22 protein-coding genes and 1 pseudogene are annotated in these 24,577 nt (G+C 36.4%); 9 read left to right on the top strand and 14 right to left on the bottom strand.

Going from position 1 to position 24,577, the window contains the following annotated elements; genetic code table 11:
• Positions 1-1,306 (bottom strand): annotated as a pseudogene (locus ASG21_RS19080) (sulfatase-like hydrolase/transferase); the annotation flags it as partial.
• Positions 1,307-1,476: 170 nt separating this feature from the next.
• Between ASG21_RS19080 and ASG21_RS19075 the strand changes: the two are divergent.
• From ASG21_RS19075 to ASG21_RS19050, 6 genes are all read left to right on the top strand, one after another.
• A complete protein-coding gene (locus ASG21_RS19075; RefSeq protein ID WP_056084793.1) occupies positions 1,477-2,205 on the top strand; it encodes a CDP-alcohol phosphatidyltransferase family protein in 729 nt (242 codons plus the stop codon).
• Positions 2,206-2,258: 53 nt separating this feature from the next.
• On the top strand, positions 2,259-3,023 hold the full coding sequence (locus ASG21_RS19070; protein WP_056084589.1) for a 3'-5' exonuclease: 765 nt from the start codon (positions 2,259-2,261) through the stop codon (positions 3,021-3,023).
• 332 nt (positions 3,024-3,355) lie between these two features.
• On the top strand, positions 3,356-3,754 hold the full coding sequence (locus tag ASG21_RS19065) for a DUF2007 domain-containing protein (protein WP_056084585.1): 399 nt from the start codon (positions 3,356-3,358) through the stop codon (positions 3,752-3,754).
• Between the two features lie 348 nt (positions 3,755-4,102).
• Positions 4,103-4,714: a hypothetical protein gene (locus tag ASG21_RS19060; protein WP_056084581.1), complete on the top strand. Its 612-nt coding sequence runs from the start codon at positions 4,103-4,105 to the stop codon at positions 4,712-4,714.
• Between the two features lie 4 nt (positions 4,715-4,718).
• A complete protein-coding gene (locus ASG21_RS19055) occupies positions 4,719-5,324 on the top strand; it encodes a fumarylacetoacetate hydrolase family protein (protein WP_056084578.1) in 606 nt (201 codons plus the stop codon).
• A 63-nt stretch (positions 5,325-5,387) separates the two neighbouring features.
• Positions 5,388-5,825: a universal stress protein gene (locus ASG21_RS19050; protein WP_056084575.1), complete on the top strand. Its 438-nt coding sequence runs from the start codon at positions 5,388-5,390 to the stop codon at positions 5,823-5,825.
• Between the two features lie 65 nt (positions 5,826-5,890).
• Here the strand turns inward: ASG21_RS19050 and ASG21_RS19045 are convergent, their stop codons facing one another.
• Positions 5,891-6,124 (bottom strand): hypothetical protein, encoded by a 234-nt coding sequence (locus tag ASG21_RS19045; RefSeq protein WP_056084572.1) that lies wholly within the window; start codon positions 6,122-6,124, stop codon positions 5,891-5,893.
• A gap of 42 nt (positions 6,125-6,166) precedes the next feature.
• On the opposite strand from ASG21_RS19045, the gene ASG21_RS19040 reads away from it, so the two are divergent.
• Both ASG21_RS19040 and ASG21_RS19035 read left to right on the top strand, forming a co-directional pair.
• Entirely contained in the window at positions 6,167-7,072 is a 906-nt protein-coding gene (locus ASG21_RS19040; protein ID WP_056084569.1) for a DUF6427 family protein, read from the top strand.
• 135 nt (positions 7,073-7,207) lie between these two features.
• On the top strand, positions 7,208-7,792 hold the full coding sequence (locus ASG21_RS19035; RefSeq protein WP_056084567.1) for a DUF3109 family protein: 585 nt from the start codon (positions 7,208-7,210) through the stop codon (positions 7,790-7,792).
• Between the two features lie 281 nt (positions 7,793-8,073).
• Here ASG21_RS19035 and ASG21_RS19030 read toward each other — a convergent pair whose 3' ends face one another.
• A complete protein-coding gene (locus tag ASG21_RS19030) occupies positions 8,074-10,926 on the bottom strand; it encodes an insulinase family protein (RefSeq protein WP_056084790.1) in 2,853 nt (950 codons plus the stop codon).
• A 182-nt stretch (positions 10,927-11,108) separates the two neighbouring features.
• Complete coding sequence (locus tag ASG21_RS19025; protein WP_056084563.1) at positions 11,109-11,798, bottom strand: hypothetical protein; 690 nt, start codon at positions 11,796-11,798, stop codon at positions 11,109-11,111.
• 179 nt (positions 11,799-11,977) lie between these two features.
• Here ASG21_RS19025 and ASG21_RS19020 point away from each other — a divergent pair, with 179 nt between their 5' ends.
• On the top strand, positions 11,978-12,508 hold the full coding sequence (locus tag ASG21_RS19020; protein ID WP_056084560.1) for a hypothetical protein: 531 nt from the start codon (positions 11,978-11,980) through the stop codon (positions 12,506-12,508).
• 299 nt (positions 12,509-12,807) lie between these two features.
• Here ASG21_RS19020 and ASG21_RS19015 read toward each other — a convergent pair whose 3' ends face one another.
• The 10 genes from ASG21_RS19015 to ASG21_RS18970 form a co-directional block, all read right to left on the bottom strand.
• Positions 12,808-14,142 carry a trigger factor gene (locus ASG21_RS19015; protein ID WP_056084557.1) on the bottom strand — a complete coding sequence of 445 codons (1,335 nt, stop codon included), beginning with the start codon at positions 14,140-14,142 and terminating at the stop codon, positions 12,808-12,810.
• 139 nt (positions 14,143-14,281) lie between these two features.
• The gene (locus ASG21_RS19010; protein WP_056084555.1) at positions 14,282-14,842 is read right to left on the bottom strand and encodes a hypothetical protein; all 561 of its coding nucleotides are present in this window, start codon (positions 14,840-14,842) and stop codon (positions 14,282-14,284) included.
• A gap of 217 nt (positions 14,843-15,059) precedes the next feature.
• On the bottom strand, positions 15,060-17,441 hold the full coding sequence (locus ASG21_RS19005) for a TonB-dependent receptor (protein ID WP_056084552.1): 2,382 nt from the start codon (positions 17,439-17,441) through the stop codon (positions 15,060-15,062).
• A 534-nt stretch (positions 17,442-17,975) separates the two neighbouring features.
• The gene (locus ASG21_RS19000; RefSeq protein ID WP_241773535.1) at positions 17,976-18,284 is read right to left on the bottom strand and encodes a hypothetical protein; all 309 of its coding nucleotides are present in this window, start codon (positions 18,282-18,284) and stop codon (positions 17,976-17,978) included.
• 392 nt (positions 18,285-18,676) lie between these two features.
• Positions 18,677-20,611 carry an ABC-F family ATP-binding cassette domain-containing protein gene (locus ASG21_RS18995; protein WP_056084548.1) on the bottom strand — a complete coding sequence of 645 codons (1,935 nt, stop codon included), beginning with the start codon at positions 20,609-20,611 and terminating at the stop codon, positions 18,677-18,679.
• A 219-nt stretch (positions 20,612-20,830) separates the two neighbouring features.
• Positions 20,831-21,511: a response regulator transcription factor gene (locus ASG21_RS18990; RefSeq protein ID WP_056084545.1), complete on the bottom strand. Its 681-nt coding sequence runs from the start codon at positions 21,509-21,511 to the stop codon at positions 20,831-20,833.
• Positions 21,504-22,220, bottom strand: coding sequence for an ATP-binding protein (locus ASG21_RS18985; RefSeq protein WP_056084542.1), 717 nt, complete (start codon positions 22,218-22,220; stop codon positions 21,504-21,506). The genes ASG21_RS18990 and ASG21_RS18985 overlap by 8 nt, the downstream gene beginning before the upstream one ends.
• 35 nt (positions 22,221-22,255) lie before the next feature.
• Positions 22,256-22,882, bottom strand: a complete 627-nt coding sequence (locus ASG21_RS18980) for a hypothetical protein (RefSeq protein ID WP_128414364.1) — start codon at positions 22,880-22,882, stop codon at positions 22,256-22,258.
• Between the two features lie 10 nt (positions 22,883-22,892).
• Positions 22,893-23,630: a hypothetical protein gene (locus ASG21_RS18975; protein ID WP_056084537.1), complete on the bottom strand. Its 738-nt coding sequence runs from the start codon at positions 23,628-23,630 to the stop codon at positions 22,893-22,895.
• 85 nt (positions 23,631-23,715) lie between these two features.
• Positions 23,716-24,336, bottom strand: coding sequence for a DUF5715 family protein (locus ASG21_RS18970; protein ID WP_056084534.1), 621 nt, complete (start codon positions 24,334-24,336; stop codon positions 23,716-23,718).
• Positions 24,337-24,577: the final 241 nt, after the last annotated feature.

Genomic DNA, 24,577 nt, shown 5'->3' with positions numbered 1-24,577 from the left:
CTTTTTTAAATTTTCCCTGATACTTTTCAGGAATTTTAAAAGGATGATGAGAAGATGCCGTAAAAACGGTTGACATAAACGGTTGTTTTTTTCCGGTGTTTTTCGCAAAATACTGCAGAAAAGGTTCGTCCCAAATTGCCCACATGCCGTCGAAATCCTGCTGACGGTTGTATTCATTTAAACCAAAATAATTTTTAAATCCTAAAATATTTCCAAAACCTAAAAAGCCCATCGACCCGTTTGGCGCACCATGATAAAACGAAGTATCGTAACCTAAATCGTTGCAGACAGAAACAATCGACTGAATTTTCTGATTGGAGTAAGGCGAACTCGTAAAAGCATCCGTCAGACTTGGAATTCCCGCCAGAATACTGCTCATCCCGTGAATCGACTGACGCCCGTTGGCAAAAGTATACGGAAAAATCAGACTTTTATTTGCAAGACTGTCGATAAACGGCGTGTAAGACACAAAATCTTTAATATTTTTATCTTTATTAAATGCTCCTGAATATTCTCTTCCAAAAGATTCTACAATGAAAATAACGATGTTGGGTTTGTTCGGAACCTGCCTGTCGTAAGTTTTATATGGGAAAATATTTTCATCAATAAATTTCTCATCCACAAAATGTACTTCCCTGAAATTATTGCTTCCCAACGTTCTGAAAAATGAAAAAGTAGAGTTCAGAACAATATTTCCCTGCAGCGGCGTTTTTACAAATTTATTGGCATCCACCATATTGATTGGTCGTGTACTGTGCTTAAAATCGCCTCTGATTCCGCCGACAATTAAAACGGAAGAAATGCACAAAATAAGCAGTGACCAAAGAAAATAAGGAACAAGTTTTACCGGTTTTTGGTATTTAATTTTAAATCTTCTGTAGAGAAAAACCCACAGAATCATCAAAACCACAAACCAGATAATCACAAACGGATGCTCTTTGCTGGAAGTTGTAAAAACTTTGAGAATATTGGTTTCATGCTTAGCCACCTGAAAAGCCGCGAGCGTAAGCCTTGTCTGTGAATACCTGTAGTAAATAAAATCGCCGAAATTCATCACATAAGCAATTCCGTTGGTGACAAAGTAGAGCCAGAACAGAAATTTCTGGTAACCGCTTTTTGTGTTGATGAGAATCGGAATTAAACTTAAAAAAATAAAAAGCATATTCACATACAGAATTGCCGTAAGGTCAAATGCAATCCCATGAAAAGCAAGATTCAGGTAATCTGAAATGCTTTCAACCTTGATTAAATTTCTGTTGAAAAACCAAAACAAAAGTCTTGCAATCTGATAAAATACGAAAGCCAGAAAAATTCTGTAACACAAAATAAGAATTTCTTCTTTCCTCAATTCCCTGAAAAATTTCATTTCAATTAACTGTTTTTTAAGGGTGTAAATTTACATTAAATTCACACTATTGTCATTTTTAGTTCATATAAATGAAGCCTGAAATCGTTAAAAAATGTAATTTTGCTGACATGAATTTCATTAAAAACAATCTTGCCAACGCCATCACATTGGGAAATCTTTTTTCAGGCTGTGTGGGTGCTGTGCATTTGATTTCGGGCGACTATCAGACAACGGCCATCTGCATTATTCTGTCTTTGGTATTAGACTTTTTCGACGGTTTTGTTGCGAGAGCCCTGAAAGCCAATTCCAATCTGGGAACTCAGCTCGATTCTTTGGCGGATATGGTAAGTTTCGGATTGATTCCGGGCTTGGCGATGTTTAAAATGCTCGAACCGTTCGGGAGTGAAGTTTTAGGTTTACATCTTCCTTTGGAAATAAAATATCTTGGATTTCTGATCACGCTTTTCTCATGTCTCAGATTGGCGATTTTTAATTTGGACGAGGACCAGAAATATTATTTTAAAGGTCTAAATACACCGAGTAATACTATTTTGATTTTTGGAATTTACTTATTGACGACTCCTTATTTTCCATTTGAAAACTATGCATTTGATAAAAATTCAACACCAGTTTTAATTTTATTAGTAATAACTATTTTAAGCTCATGGTTATTAATTAGCCCAATCAAAATGATTGCAATGAAATTCAAATCTATGAAACTGCAGGATAATTATCCCAAAATTGCTTTACTTATCGGAGCAGTTTTGATTTTAATAATATTTAAAACAGTCGGAATTCCTCTGATAATAATCTATTACATCATTATTTCGTTGATTTTTCATAAGCAATTGAAATAGCATCAAAATTCCATTTTCAAATTAACCCATTCTCAAATTTTCAAATTAAAATAATGAACTTAAAATTACATAAACCACTTTGCGTTTTCGATCTTGAAACTACCGGAACCAATGTGGGAAAAGACAGAATCGTTGAAATCTGCATTCTGAAAGTCAATCCTGATTCTTCAAGAGAAAGCAAAACCTGGAAAGTAAATCCTGAAATGCCAATTCCGGCAGAATCGAGCGCCGTACACGGTATTTATGATGAAGATGTAAAAGATGCGCCTACTTTCAGAGAAATTGCCTCTAAAGTAGTTGAAATGATTACCGGTGCTGATTTGGGTGGATTCAATTCCAACCGTTTTGATGTGCCTTTACTGGCCGAAGAATTACTGCGTGCTGATTATGATTTTGATTTAAGCAAATTTAAATTAGTTGATGCACAAACCATTTACCACAAAAAAGAGCCCCGAAATCTTGGTGCAGCGTACCAGTTTTACTGCGGAAAAACTCTGGAAAATGCCCATTCTGCCGAAGCTGATGTGATGGCAACATTTGAAGTTCTGGATGCTCAGATTGGAAAATATGATGACATTCCGAATGAAATCAATGCTTTGAGTGAATTTACTTTTCACAATAAAAATGCTGATTTGGCAGGTTTTATAGGAATTAATGATAAAAATATTCCTGTTTTTAACTTTGGAAAATACAAAGGTCAGGCTGTGAAAGATGTTTTTAATAAAGATTTAGGATATTACGGATGGCTACAAAATGCCGACTTCCCTTTGTACACCAAGAAAGTTTTTACTAAAATTCAATTGACAGGTAAGGTTTGATTTAATCACAAATCGAAGATTATCTCTTTACAGTCGATGAATGTTATTTCGAAGAAGTCAAAAGTCACAAAAGTTTTTAAGTTTTAATTTCCCGCTTTAAAGTTCAAATAAGGTTTTGAAGTTTGACACATAAGTCATATTAGTTTTAATTTATAAACCTAACGGAGAATTTAGAACACATGAGATTGAAAATCAAAGATTTTCTTTTGGGAAATCAACTTTAACCGTTCGTTTGTACCAAAAAATCTGTGTAATCTGTTTAATCCGCGTGAAGAAAACATTCGTGGCACAGAAATCTGTATAGTTTGTGGGAAACCAAAAATTAAAAAAGAATGAGTGATTTAGTTAAATTCAAATTCTACGAAACTGCTTTGGAAGCTAACCGTGACAAGCAGATTCTTGCAGAAAGTGGCATCAACAGTTTTATTGCCAACGAACAGCTAATTCAATCGGATTGGTTGCTGTCGCAGGCTGTGGGCGGAATTCAGCTGCAGGTTTTTGAAGAAGATCTGGAAAAAGCCGGACAAGTTCTGAAGGACTACAAAGAAAATGAGGAATTTGCACTTGAAGTAGATCATACCATCGAGAATCCGGATTTTGATTTTGTGTGTCCGGAATGTGGCTCAAATCACTTATATAAAGATGACAGCTCAACGAGTTTCTTTGGAATTTCGGTTTTGTCGAGTGAAAACTATGTCTGCTATCACTGCGGGAATAAGTTTAAACATTAAGAGGTAAGGAAGCTGGAAGATGGGAGTTTAAATGATTGAATATATCAAAAAACTAAAATTTTCTCTTCAAAATAGGAGCAATAATTCCCCTCCTCTGGAGGGGTGGCGAAAAATCTTTGATTTTTTGACGGGGTGGTTTATGCGCAATCAGTTCCTAGCCCCGATTGTAGCGGCATACTTTTTTGCTTTTGATGAAATTTTCCTGTGGTACAGAATTTTCTAAAGCAAAAAAGATACAGCGGAAAGCGGGAAATAGCTCCCAAAAATAAGTAATTAGCAATTGGTTATAAGTAATTTAAGAAGAGTGTATCAATTCATATATAAAAAAATTTAGATGCCATTTTTGATATGAATGACGTTATTAATTTTTCGCTTTTGATTTTCGTAATTGGTGTTTTTGCGTTTTTTATCACGAAAAAACTGTTCGGGCAAAATATCATGTTGGCGAGGATATTTTTGATCTCAGGATTTATTTTTATTACATTATATCTCACAGAATTAATTGGAATTCTAGACTTTTGTGGAACATATACTCAAAATGTTCTTTACGGCATATCCTTGAGCAGTTTCCTTTTAGCCATGAGATTTGGAATTAGTAATAAGATTCTCAAATTTTTCAACTGGACGATTTTGATTCTTAATACCCCATTTTTACATACTCTTTTTTTGATACTGTTCTCGTCTGTGTTGAATATAAATCTTTATAAAATTCCCACAATCGTAAAACTGGCCGCAAACTATAGGATTGAGTCTGAAAACAATGTTTTAGGCATGAGCATGAATGAAAATGTTTATTACATTGAGAAAAATTTTCCTTTTGAAAAAAAGTCTCAGCTTTTTACACTTCCTAGAAGCAAATATCTGGACAGCTTAAAAATTACTGATAGAAATAATAAAATTCACATTCAATATCTCGGAAGAGATTCTCTGGATATTGATACTACATTTAATATAAAATAAAACTATGAAAATAATCTGCATAGGAAGAAATTACAGCGAACACGCTAAAGAACTGGGAAATGCAATCCCCGATAAACCGGTAATTTTTATGAAACCCGATACGGCGGTTTTAAAAGGAAACGATTTTTACATCCCGGAGTTTTCGAATGATGTACACTACGAACTGGAAGTGGTGGTGAAAATTTCGAAAGGCGGGAAATATATTCAGAAAGAATCTGCCAATAAACATTATGAAGAAATCGGTTTGGGAATTGATTTTACTGCAAGAGATCTCCAAAGTGACCTGAAATCTAAAGGACTTCCATGGGAACTTGCGAAAGGTTTTGACGGTTCTGCTGTGATTGGAAATTTCTTTAAAAAGGAAAATTATAATCTTGAATCCCTGAATTTTTCTCTTTTAAAAAATAAAGAAAAGGTTCAGAACGGAAATTCAAAAGATATGATTTTTACGGTTGACGACATCATTGCATTTGTTTCTCAATATTTCACGTTAAGAGTCGGTGACCTGATTTTTACGGGAACTCCTGAAGGTGTGGGCAAAGTTTCTGAGAACGATATTCTGGAAGCTTACCTTGAAGAGGAGAAAGTTTTAGACCTCAGAATTCTTTAGAATTTGGGTTTCGGCATTATTTTTTGTATCTTTAAAATAACCAAAACCTCAAAATTTTAAGTTATGATCAATATAGTATTACCTGTAGATTTCGGAGATAAAACAGAACAGCTGGTAGAAGGAGCCATTAAATTTGCCAAACAGCTGGGTGCAAAAATTAATCTGATACACGTTGCCCCAATGGAAATAGGTTTTGCCATAGGCGATATGGGTTATCAGTATTTTCCTGAAATTGAAGAGAATGAAATAAGAGAAGAACTGGTGCTTCTGAATAAAATAAATCAGAGAATTCTGTCACAGGATGTTGATTGCGAACACCTTTTGAAACAGGGTGTTGCCAAAGACATTATTCTGGAATATGCTGATAATAAAAACGCCGACTACATCGTCATGGGATCCCACGGCAGAAGCGGGATCTATGATGTTTTCGTAGGCAGTTTAACCAAAGGAATTACGAGAGATTCTAAGATTCCTGTGCTGGTGCTGCCGATACATGAATAAAAGTACAAACGTAAAAAGACCGATCAAATATAATTTGACCGGTCTTTTTCTATATAACCAATTAATTAACCTTCTTTTTTGTAGATCGTTGGATCGTAGTAAGGATGTTTTCCTTCTGTGGGAGAATAATACTCTTTGTCTTTATCGCCACCCAAGGTTACTACCAAAACGTAGCACCAGTACGTGAAAAGCACGCAGCAAACGAAGAATAAGATCCAGTTTAAAACGTTTCCGAAGGTGTCGTAAAAACCGAAAGATCCTTTGAAAACTTTACTTAAGAACAGAAAGAAAGACGTCATTATTTTCCTTTTTTAAATTAACTTTGCACAAATTTATAAAAAATGTTTAAATTACTTTCAAAAGAAAGCAATATTTTTTCAATTCCTGTTTATATTGGTTTTCTTCTTTTAATTGTAATTATATTTAATATACTTGATTTCAGTACTTTAGGTGCTATCACAACGGCAATTACATTTTTGGGTGTTGCACTCGCTTATTTCTGTTTCAACAGCATTGCACTGAATTATCATACGCATTTGCCTCTTTTACTCTACACAGTTTTTATTTTTGGGCTCTATCCGGGCCATCTGGATCTTGGTGTCGCCGTGGCTCTTCTTACAAATTCTTTTCTTTTGCTTTTACTGACGAGTACCAACGAAGATCTCAGAAAAAAATCCTACGTTCTGGTTGGTGCCATCATTGCGCTTAATTTTATATTTCTTCCTACGACCTGGCCAATGGCGGTTTTTGTCCTTATTCACGTGGCTGCTACTTCAGAGCGAATCGGTTTAAATATTTTCAGATTTTTGCTCGGAGTACTTTTAATTTCTTTAAGTTATTTTTCGGTAGCCTACTTTCTGAATATGAGAGAATGGAACGAAGTCTATTTTCCTTTCGGTAAGCTGTGGATCATTAAAGATTTCACAATACTGCTGCCGCTGATTCCAATTGCTCTGATGCTGATCTACGCAGTCTACGATCACTTTAAATACTACAATCAGAAAAGCCCTATAAGCCGATATAAATACACATTTTTACTCGTTTTTTCATTGGCACAGCTGGTAACAGTAATTCTGTACATGAACAAAAATTACGAGTATCTTCTACTTCTCGCATTTCCGGTAACGATTATTCTGAGCCGAATGCTGAGATTTATGCCTAAATATTGGATGAAAGAAGTGAGCCTGTGGATTATTATCGTAAGTCTGGTTTCTTACAGAGCTTTGCTGCAGTTTAATTTGATTTAAAACTGATTTAAAATTATTCTAATATAACAAAGACTGGTTCTAAACTAGTCTGCCTCCTTTTTTCACAATGTTTCTTTTGATACTTTTGCAGTAGAAAAAGGCTTTACTTTTTTCGTTTGTACTAAATAAAAGATTATGATTCAAATAGATGATAAATTGATTTCTGAAGATATTTTTTCTGAAGAATTCGTTTGTAACCTGAGCAAATGCAAAGGTGCATGCTGCGTGGAAGGAGATGTGGGAGCGCCTTTAGATAAAGATGAACTTGAAATTTTAGACCGTATCTACGACAAAGTAAAACCTTATCTTACAGCAGAAGGCATCAAAGCGCTGGACGAACAGGGAACCTGGACTACCGATCCTTTAGACGGAATGTATGTTACCCCAATGGTAGAAAACCGCGAGTGTGCATACGTAACCTTTGATGAAAGAGGCATCACAAAATGCGGAATCGAAAAAGCCTATGAAGATGGTGCAGTTGACTGGCAAAAACCAATTTCCTGCCACCTCTACCCGATCAGAATCACTGAATATTCTTCATTTTCAGCATTAAACTATCATGAATGGAAAGTCTGCAGCGATGCCTGCACTTTAGGAAAAGAACTGCAGGTTCCTGTATATAAATTTCTGAAAACTCCACTCACGAGAAAGTTTGGTGAGGATTTTTACACCACGCTCAGCGATGTTGCTGAGGAGTGGAAGAAGGAGTATGGAGAGTGATTGTGTGGGAGAGTTTGAGGGTTTGAGAGTTTGAGGGTTTGAGGGTTTTAATGGTTTATTGGTGAGATTGGGATTATGTTATATGTTAAACCTTCAAGGTTTTAAAAACCTTGAAGGTTTGGAAAGGAATGAAATAAATTTGATAAATTACTGGTAAAACCGCATAAGACGAGTTTCACCAACTATTTTTGAACACATTACCCTCTTTTATAAAATTAATAGAAAACAAAACCACCGCAGAAAATTTCTGCGGTGGTTTTTCATTTATAATCGGACAAAAATTACTTTGCTACCGTTGCCTTTACAGCAGCCGGTGTTTCTGCTTTTTGAGCATTTTGCCATCCGTCTTCCGGCATCAGCGTTGCTACGACTCTGTTTTTAGTCAGGTATTTTTTAGCAACATCCTGAAGGTCTTTTACAGTTAGTGCTTTCACTTTTTCTGTATAGTTCATGATTTCGTATTTATCACTTCCGTCAAGCTGGTTTTTCGCCAGGTTGTTCATCCAGTATGAATTGTCTTTCATATTGGTTTTGTCATCATTATACTCTCCTTCCTTGTACTTGTCAAGATCTTTTTGCTCAGGACCCTTGTCTATCAGTTTCTGAATTTCTGCAATAGCACTTTTCGTCAGTTTTTCAGCATTCTCAGGTCCGCAAGGGAAGTTGATGCTGAAAGAATAGCTATTGAAAGGTACTCTATTCATCGATCCTCTTGCTCCGCCACCATAGATTCCGCTCTCATCTTCTCTCAGTTTTTCGATTACCTTGATTGTTGCCACTTCACCTAAAGCTTCCAAAGCCAACGCTTCTTTCTCATTGTAAGGCGCTTCACCGGAATAAGCGATGGTTACCATACTCTTAGGATCTTTTCCTTTTTTGTAGGTTTTAGAATAGTCGCCCGTCATTTGTCTGTAGCCTGTATCTTTATATTTGGCAGTTTTACCTGTAGAAGGTAAGCTTGCGATATACTGAAGCACTTCATTTTTAAATTTAGCCTCATCAATATTTCCCACAAAATAGAAATGGAAATTTCCTGCATTGGCAAATTTCTCTTTGTAAACGTCATACGCTTTTTTGTAATCAGTTGCTGCCCAGTCTTTCTCCATCGGGATAATTCCGATAAATCTCGGGTTCTTCTGATTCATAAATTTAGCATGCTCGCTTGAGAAATAGAATTGAGGATTAGACAACATGTTATCCAACATCGCAGACTGCTTGGTTTTGAAGGCACCAAATGCTTCAGGACTGTAATTTAAACCTGTGAAATAAGCATAAACCATTTCCATAGCAGCAGGAAGGTCTTTCTGCGTTGTTCTTCCGTTGATCCCTTCAGTAAGGTTACCGATAAAAGGATTCACACTTACCTGCTTTCCTGCAAGATAATTGGTAAGATCTCCTTTAGACAGACCATTTACACCAGCTTCAGCCAATGCAGAATAGGCAAACTGAGTCTTGTTAAAATCTGCATCATTGATTACCGAACTTCCTCCAAGGCTTCTCGCCGTGAAAACAATTTCATCATCTTTAAAGTCTGTTTTTTTGAACGTTACTTTCGCACCATTGCTTAAAGTCCAGGTTGTGGTTCCCAGTTTTGCATCGGTCTCCGTTTTGGCAATTTTACCTTCAGATTTGAAAGGTTTTACCAGATTTTTAATGGATGCTTTCTCTTCGTAAGGTTTAAGATCAGCCATTTTCACATCATCAAAAGCCTTCAAAACAGCAGCTTCTGTAGGCATTGCTACATTGTCTTTTTTAGGACCTGTCACAACAATTACACGGCTGTCGTCTTTCACCATCTGCTTCATCACATCGTTGGTCTGGGCAAGAGTAACGGTTGGTAAAAATGTCTTGGTATCTTCATATTCCCAGGCAATTCCCGGCATTGGTTCTTTTTCAAGGAAGTTTCTTACATATTCGTCTACCAGTACATCGCTTTCGGTTTTGTCGCGGTTGTTGTAAGTTCTTTCTATATTAGACATAATCTGAGCTTTGGCTCTGTCTAATTCTCCCTGTGTAAACCCGAATCTTTTTGCTCTCTCAGTTTCTTCCAAAAGCACTTTCAAAGCATTCACCTGTGTACCTTCTTTCACCATTGCAAAGCCCTGTAATGCTTCTTTGGTTCTTGCATACGTTCCGCCATGATAAACAGATCCGTAAGTGAACGGAGGATTATTTGAATTGATTAGTTCTCTTAATCTATTATTAAGCATTGTAGTAGCAAGATTTTCTACAAGGCTCTGGTTGTACTGCTCCACAGTAACATCAGGCTGATAAGCATCAGCATCTTTCATGATGAACTGAACCATTGAGTTTGTAGCATCCGGATCAGTTTCAATAGCTACCAAAGTTTCTTTGTGGCTTGGAAGGTCAAAAACCTTTCTTTCTCTAGGCTTCGAAGGATTTTTGTATTTCCCGAAGTTATCTTTAATCTTCTTTTCAACCTCATCTACATTAATATCTCCTACCACAACAATAGCCATAAGATCCGGTCTGTACCAGTCTTTGTGGAACTGTCTGATCACATCCGGTTTGAAGTTCTGAAGAACCTCTTTTGTCCCGATTGGAAGTCTGTTGGCGTATTGAGATTTGTACAGCATTTTAGGAAGATATTTGTCAGACATTCTTTTGTCTGCACCTAATCCTAATCTTAATTCTTCCAGAACAACACCTCTTTCCTTGTTGATCTGCTCATCGGTAAGGGTTGCGTTGAAAGCCCAGTCTTCCATTACTTTTAAACCTGAATCAAGATTCCCCGGTTTGTCCAATGGTACAGGAAGCATGTAAACCGTTTCGTCGAAACTAGTATAAGCATTCAAATGCTGACCGAATTTCACACCGATAGACTGTAGGAAATCTACCAGTTTGTTATCCGGGAAGTTTTTGGTTCCGTTGAAGTTCATGTGCTCCATAAAGTGAGCCAGACCTCTCTGGTTTTCGTCTTCAAGAATAGATCCGGCATTAATGGCCAGTCTGAAGTCTACTTTTTTCTCCGGTAATGTATTTTTTTTGATGTAATACTTCATTCCGTTCGGAAGAGTACCTGTTTTCACAGAAGGATCCATTGGGATATTCTGTGCAAAAGACATAGACGACATTAGAACAACTGCCGCTACGGACGATAAAATTTTTCTCATGTTTTGAATTTTAATTCTCGTTTTGTTTAACGCGATAAAATTAAAAAAATTATTCACGCGTAAAAGAAAATTGAAATCCTGAGTGAGTTAAAATATAGTTAAATAAAAAACCGGAAGTATTTTCCGGTTTTTACGAGGATTTTTAAAATATTAAAAACTTGATTTTCACTAATTAAGAAAGCTTAATTGATTTTAAAATCTGCTTCAGATACACCGGAATTCAGGGTAACTTTGGTTGTCTTAATACTTACGCTCTGTCCATTTCCTTCTGCATCAATGAGTTCAGCGAATTTTATTCCGTCTACTGTCATGTAGCTTTTTATGATAGCATTTCCTTCTTTTGTTTCAGACTTATATAAAAGACCGGTATCGGCATCGAAAAAGAATTTTCCTTTTTCTGAGCTTAAAACGTTATAGTTTTTACCATCAATCTGCTCCAAAGCAACCGATGTAAAATTGGCAGCATCATATCCCAGCGCCTCAATCACTTTTCCTTTTTTAAACTCTGCTATTTTATCAGCCGGAATATCTATTTTCTTTCCCGCCTGTTCAAAATATCCTTTTTCACCGTTAAAAACCTGAGTCATATCTTGTCCCATTATGCTCTGTAACGATTTGAATTTATTACCCATTTTCTTTGTACTCATGGTAATTTCCATACCCTGTACAGTAATTGTATTACCGACAATGCTGGTTTTCACAGACTCAAGTTTTGCCTTGCCACCCATTGCTGCAACGTATTTATCAATCACCTGCTGAGCACTCATCTGCGATTTTGAGGTAGATGCTTCTGCTTTTACAGAAGTTTTCTGTGCCGCAACCGGTACTGACAGCGACATAACCAATATAAATGGAAGAATTATTTTTTTCATTTTAAAATTAAATTTTTATACGGTAAAGATAGGAAATTTGAATTGGCGGAAAGATATATGTTTACAACCTCACATCCATCTTTCATCATTTAAAATTCCGATTGTACCAAGTCTTCATTCTTTAGGCTCACCTTATTTTTTATTTTTGTTTATCGTAAATTAAATTTAACCGAAATAAGATGCTTAAATCTAAAAATTATCTGATTCTCCTGACACTTTTACTCTGTATCTTCATGCATGCTCAGGCCTCCGGAAGTGCAAATTTTAAGTTTAAAGTAAAGTTTGACAAAGATATCCCAATAAACAAAATTGAAGTTCTACACTACAGAAACAGTGGCAATTATTTTGAAAAAATAAATCTCAAACGCAACAGCACACTCAATGAAATTGAATTTTCCGGAACCAATCATTATATCGTTGGGGCTCAGTTTCCGCTACTCGTATTTTCCTTAAGAGAAACAAAAAAGGATTATTACGCACCTGAAAAAAAGATTGAAACTTTGAAATTCTTTTATCTCAAAATTGACAATGATAACGTTGGACACATTGACAGGGAAATAAAATTTACGCAGGTTTTTCCGGGACTAACAATCAGTTACAAGTATATAAAAGGAGAAACTGTCTACAACGTCTCTGCAAAAAAGGAGGATTATCTAAGAGCAGATTTTCCTGTAATCAGTGAACTGGTAAAAGTGGATGAGAAACTTTGATACAACTTAAAAAAACAGGTCTTTTCTAATCTACAATTTCTATGTCGCGGATTTGAAATCCGTGACTTTGCATGCAATACAACGCTAACGGAATATAATACATTCTCTTTGTAAGTTGGAAATAAGCACGGATTGCAAATCCGCGCTAGCGAAACAAAAAAACCGTTGCGCTGAGTTTCACAACCTTGAACATTGGCTTTCAGGAAAAGGTGGGGAGCAATGCTAAATGCAAAGGATCAGACGCCACAAACAACAAAACCCACCAAAGCGGTGGGTTTTTATATATTTAAAGAGAAAAATTACTTCTTCAATTCTTCCAAAAACTCGTCGTGAGAGATGGCAGTTTCTTTTTTGGTCGCTTTTTCAAGGATCACGTCTTTCAGCTTAGCCATAGCCACCTCAGAAGACAACTGTCTTACCTGCTCCTGGTCTTTCAACATTTCAGCAGCATATTTCTGGATTTCCTCGTCACCTAAGTGGTGGATTCCGTAGATAGCCAACTGGTTTCTTACCAACTGCTCAGCCTGACCCAAAACATCTGTGTAATCAATTTTCACATCATTTTCAGTCATTAATTTACCTTCGATGATCTGGTATTTTAACTGACTTTTCTCTGATTCAAGAATCTCCTTAGCCTGCTCTTCAGACTGGATGTTTTGGTTTGAGAATACCAACCATTTTGTAAGGAAAGTTTCAGGAAGTTTTACTTCTTCTTTTTCTGTAACCTGCTCCAAAACTTTGTTTACGAAGTGTACGTCTGCATTCTGCTGGAAATATTCGTCTAATTCAGTTTTTACTTTATCTTTAAGTTCTTCCTCAGATTTAATAGCGTCTGCACCGTAAACTTTATCAAAAAGTTCCTGATTCAGTTCAGCTAATTTTAAACTGTAGAAATCTTTTACTTTTACTTCAACTTCAGCGTGGTGCAAGTGCTCAGCTTCTTCTTTAGAGAAACCTAATTCTTTTGCAAGCTCTTCGTTTTCAGCTAAAGTTTCTTTAGATACTTTCACAGATTCGTCCATTTTCAAAGACTTCACCAATTTGAAAGCTTCTTTGTTTTCTGCGCTGATCAAAGCACTTTTTGGAGCGTGGTTGTGCTCACCTTCAGCACCTTCTTCCACTACCTGAGAGATTTCCAAAGCTACGTAAGAATCTTTACCGATTTTTTCCTGAGGCTCCTGCTCTGCGAAACGCTTCTGCATATTTTCGATGCTCTTGCTGATTTCTTTTTCTGAAGCTTCTACTTTGTAGTGAGGCGCTTCATATTTAGCAAGATCGATAGAGAATTCAGGCTCGAAACCAACTTCAAAAGCCACCTCGATTTTCTCTGCGTTGTGGTTGAACTCGTTTACCGGCTGAGGAACAGGCTGACCTACCAGTCTCAGTTTGTTTTCGTTTACATAATTATTAAGAGCATCAGAAACCTGCTTGTTGATTTCTTCAAAAGCAATTCCTGCTTCATATTGTCTTTTTACCATGCTCAAAGGCACTTTTCCTTTTCTGAATCCAGGAACCTGTGCATTTTTAGCATAGTTCATCAACTGCTTTTCTACTTTATCTTTGTAGTCAGATTTTTCTAATGTAACAGTAAGCAATGCACTTACATCATCATGATTTTGAGCTGTAACGTTCATTATCGATTAAAATTTTAGGTTGCAAAAATATGAATTTTTTATTAAAACAAGCGATTCCATTTGTTATAATACGTTAAAATAAAAAGACATTACCGAAATAATGTCTTTTTGTGATATTAAATTATATCCAGGTAAGATTTTAGTGTGCGTCAACTGTGATATCAACGTCAGTTTCTCCACCCTGAGTCTGCCCCAACTGGTTGGTTGCAGAAGGATAATTCTGATTAACAGCAGTAGGACCATGAACTAATTTAATATTCATTTTTCCTGTAGCCTGTGTAGAATTGATTTTCCATTCAGATTTTAAACCTAATTTCTGTCCGTCTGTTCTTACGACATCGTTTGAAGCTCTCATCACCACAATATCAGCGTTTGCCGGACCGAAAGTAATGAAATGATGATCTTTTTCTTCCACAATTTCTTCTGAAGAGTGATAATGATCGTCGTGAGCGATCTGAAAATCAAGTTCTGCCAGATAAGTGTCTCCTGTATGAAGATGCAAGTGACCGTCTGCCACTCCTGAAATCACGTTCACTGTCTGTACATCTGCTGCGTCCGCTTTATTGGTCAGTTTTAAAACTACCCTTCCGATTTCGTCGTGCTCGTGAACATCTTCAGGAACTGCGTCGTCGTCGTTTCTACAAGAGAAAATGAATAGTGCTGCGAATAAAACCAGTGTAATATTGAATATTTTTTTCATTTTAAATTTAATTTTAAGTTTTAATAATTTGTTTAAATTTTAATTACGGACAACGCTTCGACGAGTTTGCCCGAATTTCATCAAATTAATTTCCCCGTCCCTAAAGAGCATAATTTTGATGAAATTTTCAAGGCATTTTTCCTCCCTTTAGGGGTCGGGGTCAAGAAAAATGATTTGAAAATTTGATACGAATATTTTTTTTAATAATTTCAGATAGTTAGAAATTGTATTTAAGAGTAACCACAAAATTTCTTCCCGATTCAAACATATAATATCTGAGGCGGTTGAGATACTCGCGGTAATCTGTATTGAAAATATTGTTGATTCTGAAGTTCAGATTCAGATTTTTTGCCACATCTGCTCCAATCGAAGCATGAAAAAGACTGAAAGCTGCCGGAGTAGAGCTGAAATCCACGATTTCATTTCTTTCCACACCATCTTTTATAAACGTTACCGGAAGATTTCTGATCGGGAAACGGTTTTGCTTAAAGGTATTTTCGTTTTCCAGACTGACATAGAAATTTCTAGGTTTGTTTAAATTGACTTGAATTGAATTTCTCAGTTTTGCAGGCGTCATCAGAATCAGAGGTTCATTATTTGAAAGATCGTCACCTTTCAGAATACTGAAGCCTGATTTCCATTTTAACTGATCGGTAACCGACAATTCTGCATCTGCATCAACTCCGAAAATCCTTGCTTTGATCTGCTGATAAGACCAGACAGGGAAAACACCGCGGTTGGTATTTAAAATGCCTGTCGGGATCTGATTGACAAAATTATCAGACACCATCAGATACGGACTGGCTTCGATATGAAGACCTTTCAAAACATTAAATTTCGCAGCTAAAGAAAGATTGACATTATAAACAGTTTCTTTCTGAATATTTAAATTTCCTTCTTCCATAATTGCTGCAGAATGATGCAGACCGTCTGAGAAAAGCTCCGCAGGATTGGGCGTTCTTTCTGCTCTTGAAAGATTCAGTTTTAATTCTAAATTCTCAAAAGGTTTGTAATCTAAGCCAAGATTTGCAGAGAAATTATGATAATCGAGAATGGGTCTTGTCAAAGTTCTGCTTCCCGATTCACTCACGACAAACTGAGGGAAAGTATCTGCATAATTTGCTTCCCATTTTTCTGAATCATAATATTTGTAGGCATCATATCTGCTGAAATCGTATCGCACGGCTGCCTCGGCATTTAATTTAGAATTGAATCTGTATTTAAAAACCGAAAAAGCACCGGTATCATAACGGTAATAGTCTGGAATCAGACGTCTCGCCTTGGTTGCGGGATTCGGATAATTATCCTGAAAAGCTCCTGAAATTCCGCTTTCAAGACTCCAGTTTGCTCTTTCCAGAAGATGAACAAGACTTGCAGAATGCGTAATTAATCTTAAATCCATGGACGGAAGATTGCTCAGTTCACCTCTTCTGATGTCGTATTCTTTTCTTCTGTTGAGCTGAAAACTGTACTGAAAAGTGAGCTTCCCAAAATCTGCAAACCTTCTGTATGCTGAAAGTTTCGCAATGTGATGCGCCACTTCCTGCTTCGGATTGTCGATATCATAGCTGAAATTATCCAGATAATAAGACTGTCCGAAGTTCACAGCATTGTAGAAATCTTCTGGGCTCGCCAGATGTGCACCGCGGTAAATCCCAAATTCCTGATTGATGCCGCTGTACGACACATCAAATCCCTGCAGAAAACTGTGCTTCCCGAAAGAGAAATTAAAAGAATTAAATTCCTGTCCGGTATTCTGCAAAGTATGATGCGGCATGTACAGGTCACCGGTTTTTCTGTACGATCCGCCTGTTTTTACAAACCATTGGTTCTTCCACGCTTTTGCTACATTGGCCCCGATCTCGCCTCCTCTGCCATTCGATATTCCTGAAAGTCTCAGGCTTCCCATAATGGTATCTTTTTTAGGCAGAACTGAAGGTTCAAGAACGACAACACCACCTACTCCTTCATTTCCAAACTTCAGTGCGGAAGCACCTTTAATAACATCGATGTGCTCGAAATCGTTAACATCGATGTTGGGAGCATGCTCTACTCCCCACTCCTGCTCAGCCATTCTCACACCGTTGTTGATAATGGAAATACGGCTTCCGTAAAGTCCGCGGATAACGGGTTTTGTGATATTATTCCCCGTTTTCAAAGATGAAACTCCGGAAATTCTGGATAAAAGATTGCCCAGATTTTCTGTTGAATTTCTTTCGATCTCAGACTTGTCTAAAGTCGTCATAATTACGGAGCCTTTTGTTTTGTGGCTTCCGTGGATAGTGACGGTCTGAATTTCTCCTTCATGATGTTCTAAAATAATTGCCAGATGCACATCTCTGTCGACTCCCACATTTTCAGTATAATCATCGCAGAGCGGATGTCTGGCTACGAGCTTATAATTTCCTGCAGGAACATTTGGGAAAGAAAATTTTCCCTTTTTGTCAGTTTTAGTGGTAAAGTCCCCGATTTTAACTTCTGCATTTTCAAGCATTGTTTTATCGTGAAAATCCTGCACCGTTCCCTGAACCGTATATTTCTGCGCAGAAACCAATGTCAGTCCGAAAAAGACCAGCATTAGATTTATAATGTTTTTCATTACGTTTTTGTAAAATGTATAATGTAAAAAAGTACGTTGTACTTATGAATTTTGAATTAAATTAAATCATGTTTTGTAACAGCGAATTGCACGCAGCCTGCTTCGACAAGCTCAGCATAAACTGACAGTGAAACAGCTTCTCAACACATCCGACCGTTGTTCGCAATGACAAAAAAGCGGGAGTCCTACGGCAAGCTCAGGATAAATTCAGGCGGAAAAGCTGCCCAAATCATCATTTTCACACCGACATTTGGGAACTGTGCACCTTTTTCAAAGGAACCCGAACTCTTTTCTACCGATATTTTGGAGCTTCGCACCTTGTTATCGAAAAAATGCTCTTCTACCAAAATTTCGAAACTTCGCTTCTTATTTTAACTGTCGTGTTTGAATGCTGAGATTCCGGGTTCCAAAATCTGATCTGCAAGTTTGAAATTACAGCTCTACGATTTTCGAAACTTTTGTGTTACAAAAAATGGATTTAATTAATTCAGAAAAAATCCCTCAAAACTCTTATGAATATTGAGAAAAATAGAATTATGAAATTGCGGGAGGTCCCCGAAGTTGGAAAGTAAATTTAGTTTGTGACCAGATTTTTTCCTGTACAGCTAAAATCTGCTCCGCTTCATGCGTATGTTTGATCAAAGTGAAACTAAATTCCTGTGGTAAAATGGTATTTCCAGTGGCTAAAAAGTGACAGGCCAGACAGTCGCCGGCTTTTTCTTTGGCTTCTGATTTGGAAATTGAATTTTCTGATTTTTTGAAGTTGAAACCTGCAAAAACATCTGAAGACTCGTGACTGTGAAAGCTTGAAGAAAACAGTGCAAAAAAGTATATCCCAAACATAAGTTTGGAGATAAAACTCTTGAGTTGTCTGCTTTCCTTAAAAATCATTGCACAAAAATAAGGATAATATTTTAAAATTAAATTACAATATTATGTTAAATGAGGTTGCAATGTTGCGGGAAGATTAAATTTAAAGGTAAATAATGAAACAGAATTGCAGAGGGATCACGTTTTTACAATAATTACAAGCTTTTCAGTTTTGAAAATGAATTATCAGATCGCTCCGATGGAGCTTTAATTCATCTTAATAACGTTACTATTAACAGAAGCTCCTACGGAGCTGTAATTTCACTATGCGTTTTTTCTACAAAGATGTTTGCTCCTCCGGAGCAATATATACTTCACAAAAAAAGATGAACCGAAGTCCATCTTTTATTATTTATTTTTTGATACTAATCCAACTGCGTTCCCAAATGCTCCCATTCCTGCAACGCAAGATCAAGCTCTTCTTTGGTTTTGTTGTATTTTTCCAATGTTTCTTCTGATGGATTGTCTTTTGTGAAAGAAGTTTCGTAATTTTCGATTGTCGTTTCCAGTTCAGAAATTTTTTCTTCTACCTTTTTCAGTTTATTCTGAATGCTTTTCTGTTCCTTACCTACGATAACTGATGATTCTGCAGCTGCTGGTTTTTCCTCTTTCTTGGCCTTTGCCTTTACCTCAACCTTAGCCTCTTCTCCATGAAGTTTTGCTTTTTCAGCAGAGATTTCTCTGATCGATTCTTTCTGTCTGAATTCAAGATACTCGTTGATGTCGCCCAGGAATTCTTTCATTTTACCATCACGGAATTCATAAATTTTATCGCAAAGTCCCTGCAAAAATTCCCTGTCGTGAGAAATTACAATTAATGTTCCTTCAAATTTCTGTAAAGCCAGTTTGATGATCTCCTTCGACTGAATATCAAGGTGATTGGTAGGCTCATCCATGATCAATGTATTGAAAGGACGCAATAACAATTTACAAAGAGCCAGACGGTTTCTTTCACCTCCGGAAAGTACTTTTGTTTTCTTGTTCACCGCTTCTCCCTGAAACAGGAAAGATCCCAATAAATCTCTAACTCTCGGTCTTGTCTCTTCGGTTGCGGAATCTTCTGCTTCTTCCTGAACGGTTTTGTTTGGCGTTAAAACTTCTTCCTGATTTTGGGCAAAGTAACCGATATTCACATTGTGACCTAAATTCCAGTCTCCTGAATAATCTTTAATATCTCCGGCAAGAATTTTCGCTAACGTGGTTTTTCCCTGACCGTTCTGTCCGAGAAGGGCAATTCTGTCGCCCCGCTGAACGATGAAATCCACATCATCAAAAATCTGTTTCTGTCCATAAGCTTTCCCAAGATTTTCAGCTTCGAAAATTACTTTTCCGGGAACCTGCGACTGTACGAAACGGATATTGAATTTTGAAACGTCTTCATTATCAATTTCAATACGTTCAATTTTATCTAATTTTTTGATCAAAGACTGGGCAAAAGAAGCTTTAGTAGCACTCGCACGGAATTTGTTGATGTTATCTTCCATCTGCTTGATTTCCGCATCCTGATTCTTCTTAGCCTGAACCAATTTTTCACGGCGGTCTTCACGCATCACCAGATATTTGGAATAATTAGCCTTGTAATCATCTACTTTTCGGTTGTTGACATCAAAAGTTCTGTTGCAGACTGCTGTCATAAACTGCTTGTCGTGACTTACCAGAACAATTCCTCCCGGATAATCTTTTAAAAAGTTTTCGAGCCAGATGATAGATTCCATATCAAGGTGGTTGGTAGGCTCATCGAGAAGCATCAGATCGTTCTTTTGAAGAAGCAATTTTGCAAGTTCGATTCTCATTCTCCATCCTCCGGAAAATTCATCAGTGATTTTTTGGAAATCATCCGCTTTAAATCCTAAACCAAATAATACTTTTTCGATATCACCTTCCAGATTGTAGGCGTCGTGGTGCATCAGAAGGTCATTCAAATCGGTCATTCTGTTGATCAGATCTGTATAAGCATCACTTTCGTAATCGGTTCTGACGGTTAACTGATGGTTGATTTCTTCCAGCTCTTCTTTCCATGCATTGATCTGTTCGAAAGCCTGCATCGTTTCGTTCCAGACGGTTCTTCCTTTAACAAAATCAAGATCCTGTTTCAGGAAACCGATGGTAATATTACCTTCAGGAACTACATTTCCTTCGTAAAACGTAATTTCTCCGGAAAGCATTTTCAGAAGTGTGGATTTTCCGGCTCCGTTTTTACCGACCAAACCGATTTTATCATCTTTTTTGATGGTAAAATTGACGTTTTGAAATAAATAATTTCCCGAATGATGTAATCCTAAACCCTGAACCGAAAGCATTTGAAATGAGTATTAAAAAGTGAATGTTGAATATGAATCTTTTTCGGGTGCAAAAGTACGGAAAAATTTAAGATTTAAAATAAAAGAAGTCTGAACGAAAGAATTGAAGGATGTTTTTGAAAGATTCAGTTAAAATCAAAAACATTCATTTTTTAAACATGAAAAAAATTAGCCAAAAAACAAGGCTGTCTTTTAAAAAAATTCCGCATTTTCACGGAATTATAATCTGATGTCTACGGTAAAAATATCATGAATAATAGCGTAAATCACAATGCCAATTGAGTTTTTAACCCCTAATTTTTCTATAATCCGCTGACGGTGACTTTCCACAGTTCTCGGACTGATAAATAATTTCTCAGCGATTTCTTTGTTGGTAAATTCCTGACAGATGAGCTGTACAACGTCTTTCTCACGGTCTGAAAGTTCGTCTTCTATAGTGAAAAGTGATTTCTGTTTTACCACATTATTTTTAAAGGTTGCGAGCATCTTCAGATCTTCCTCAGAAAGATAGACACCTTTGCTGTGAACACTTTTAATGGCTTCTAAAAATGTTTTCTTATCTGAGTTTTTAGGAAGAAAAGCAGAAACTCCAAGCTTGATCATGTGCCCGAACACTGAAGTTTTATAATGTGAGGATAGAATGATTATTTTTAAATCAGGATATTTATTTTTCAGGATTTCTACCAGTTCAAAACCATCCATCGGCAACATCTGAATATCAGACAAAACGATATCAGGAAAATCTTCAGGTGAAGATTCTTCGAGCAATTTCAGAAAACCTGCACCGTCGTTTGCGGTGAAAGTTACTTTGATCTGCTTATCGCTGGAGAGCAGCATTTTCACTCCTTCCAGAATAAGTTGCTCGTCGTCTACCAATGCTAATTTTACAGTTTCATTCATTGCTGAGTGGTATTTTGATGATCAGTCTGCTGCCTTTGCCGATGACGCTTTTCCATTTGAAAGCAGCGTTGAGCGACTGTAATCTTGATTCAATATTTTTAATTCCCATTCCTTTTTTCACCAGATCATAATCAAAACCTTTTCCATTATCCGAAATAATAACAAAAAGAGTATTTTCTGAATCTCTTAAAATAATCTTCACGTGAGTTGCCTCGGAATGCTTGATCACATTTGTGGTAAACTCCTGAACGATGCGGTAAATCTGTACTTCTGTGAAAATATTTTTAGCCTGATAAGGTTTCAGTTCGAAAAGCAATATTTCAATCTTTTTTGAAAGGTTGGCAATCAATTCTTCAACGTAAAGAATAAAACCTAATTTTTCCAGATTGACAGGATACAGATTGTGCGATATCTTTCTGGCAGAATCTACCAATTCTTTGATTTGTCCGTTAATCACTTCAGAAGCTTTCTCATCTTCAATTTCAATATTTTGCAACCACAGAGAAAGTATGTTTAAGCGATTTCCAAGGTCGTCATGAACAGCAACTGCAATTCTTTTCCTTTCTTCTTCCTGAGCCTTTACATTCTCAAGAGCCAAATCTTTCTGGTGCTGAATGTCGGCAAGATTCTGAGCATCTTTTTCCTTAATGATGCGGTCTACAAAGGTTTTGTAAGCTATCAGAATAAAGGTCAGTATAACTGCGGTCATCACAATTATTAAGCTGAACAGTTTAATATTTAAGGTTATTTCTTTAATTTTAAAAAAGTATATGTGATTAAACCGTACAAAATCGCAGCAAAAAAAGTATTAAACAAACCAATCAGACCTACATTGTCCATTGAAAGATTAATAAGTTGAGACTGTATGACAAAATTGAAGACAGAAACAGAATAGTAAAAAAATATTCCCAAGTCTGCCAGGAAAAAACGCTCAACATTTTTTCCGTTTCTGATCTGCATAATTAAAAATGTTCCGGCAAAACTGATGATGATAATATTTGAAATCACCTTTGCAATGTCGTGATTGAAGTTTAATTTAAAACCAAAAACCACAGTTAAAAAAACAGCGGCTACAAAACCTGAGAGCCATAAAAAAAGTCTGTTTAACTTTAACTTACCAATAAACAGTCCGGTGAGCAAGAAGAAATCCCCGGCTATATAAACGGGATACATAAACCGTGTATCTTTAAATCCTAAACCTGTACTTAAAGTCCACACCGTCATTTCAATAAAAAGAAGGAAAAGCATGTAGAAAACATAAAACTTTTCGATATTTTTAAAATAACTGTATTTTCTGAATCCTAAGACTGTGTTTATGAAAAGTAAAAGATAATTTAAATATAAAAAGACTTCGTAGAAAGCGTACATCACTATTTACAGTTTACCCTAAATCAAAAATATTACAGCTTGGCGGACAAGGCTTTGCATAATCAAGTGTGTTTGAATCTATTTCTACACTCTGATTACTCAGATTGTCGGGTGCTGAGATAAAAATAAGTGCAGGAAGCTGTTTCCGGTATATTTCAGAAAACTTCAGCCCAAAAACAGAAACGAACATGATGCCTTTCTCTACTTTAAATATTTTTTCTGTGGGTACATAAAATTTATTAAAAATACCGCTTCCCTCATTTTGTTTAAACTCTGCATAAAACCAATCAAAGGCGTTATTCTGCCACAATTCTATAGCTTCCAGAGCTTTTTCCTGCTCCAGCACGGGTTTATTGATAACTGGCAGAAATACATCTGAATCACTGTCTTTTTTCCGCATTGAAGTCGACAGAACAGATTTATTCACAACAGTATACGTCTGCTTTTCGGTCAGGCAGAGATCTTCTTTTAAAGTTTCGAATAATGAGAAGGAATATTCATCAAGGCGCACAGGATAACCCTTCCCGTCAAGCGGAACAGAAATCATGATGAGCTCGTTGTTTTCCGTAACGCCGATCTGTACACAAAAATCATCATTATCGTTATGACTTTTAATGGTATCTATTTGTGACTTATAAAGATTAAAAACTGAATTCTGCCTGAAGAGATTTTCAATAATGGTCAGATCATAACGACTTTCAGACCATTTTTTGGCAGCATCAGAGAACTGCTGAGGAGACAATGTTCCCATGTGTAAAGTTTTTGGTTTGGTTTTTATTCAGTAAAAATACCTAATCTCGGCAATCTACACAAACGGCTTGTGTAAAAAAGAAAAATTAGTAGTTTTTTACCGTCACATGAAAGCAGCTCTGCTGTTTTTCTTTGATATAGTAAATGCGTCCTAAATTGTAATAGTATTTTAAAACCTTTTCCAGAGCCTCCTCCAGCTTGGGATTGCTCCTGTGAACACCGTTGAAACGAACATAGGAAATATCGAATGAGTTGCCGTAATTGTGCGAACTGATCCCGAGACTTGCATTGGTATTTACTTTTCGCAGCCTGCACTGATCTTCGAGCGTTCTCGTAACAGAAGTTACTGTAAAATAAGATCCACCTGTATTTTTACTGAATCTGGAACCCATTTTTTCAAGACTCTGATAAGCTTTTGAAACCAGCCAAGCTCTGCTGTAATCCAGCTTTTGAACCCTGAAACCCTTGCCTGATTTTTTTACTTTATGAAATTTCCCGTTGCTGATGTATTTCTCAACTGTAGAAGTATTCTTGAGAATTTTGATATTAAAACCTTTTGAAGCATCCAAATGTGGTTTGTAAAGCATGGTAGGCTCCACTTTCATAATTTCGTTCAGGTCGTAGCAGGGCAGACTTCCTTTTTTCTTCGCCTGGCTGAAAAACAGTGTTGCAGAACTTAAAAAAACGACAAAAAACAATTTCCTCATTACGATAGTTTATCCCGGTGTACGGCAAAAATAATGCTTTTCTTTTTTATGAAATTTCCAAATGGGAACTGAAGGAGCAAAATATATTAGTTTAAGTCTAAAAATAATTGAAAAAATATTTTCATTAAAACAAAAATAAATAATTATTAATAAATAAAATACCACACAAAAACAATTATGAGAATAAAATCGACAAAATAGAAATTAAAAAATATAAAAACAGACATAATTTTGCGAATAA

The organism is Chryseobacterium sp. Leaf394, assembly GCF_001424105.1.
Taxonomy (GTDB): domain Bacteria; phylum Bacteroidota; class Bacteroidia; order Flavobacteriales; family Weeksellaceae; genus Chryseobacterium.
The sequence above is the reverse complement of the archived record's forward strand: the minus strand, read 5'-3'. Positions and strand labels throughout refer to the sequence as shown.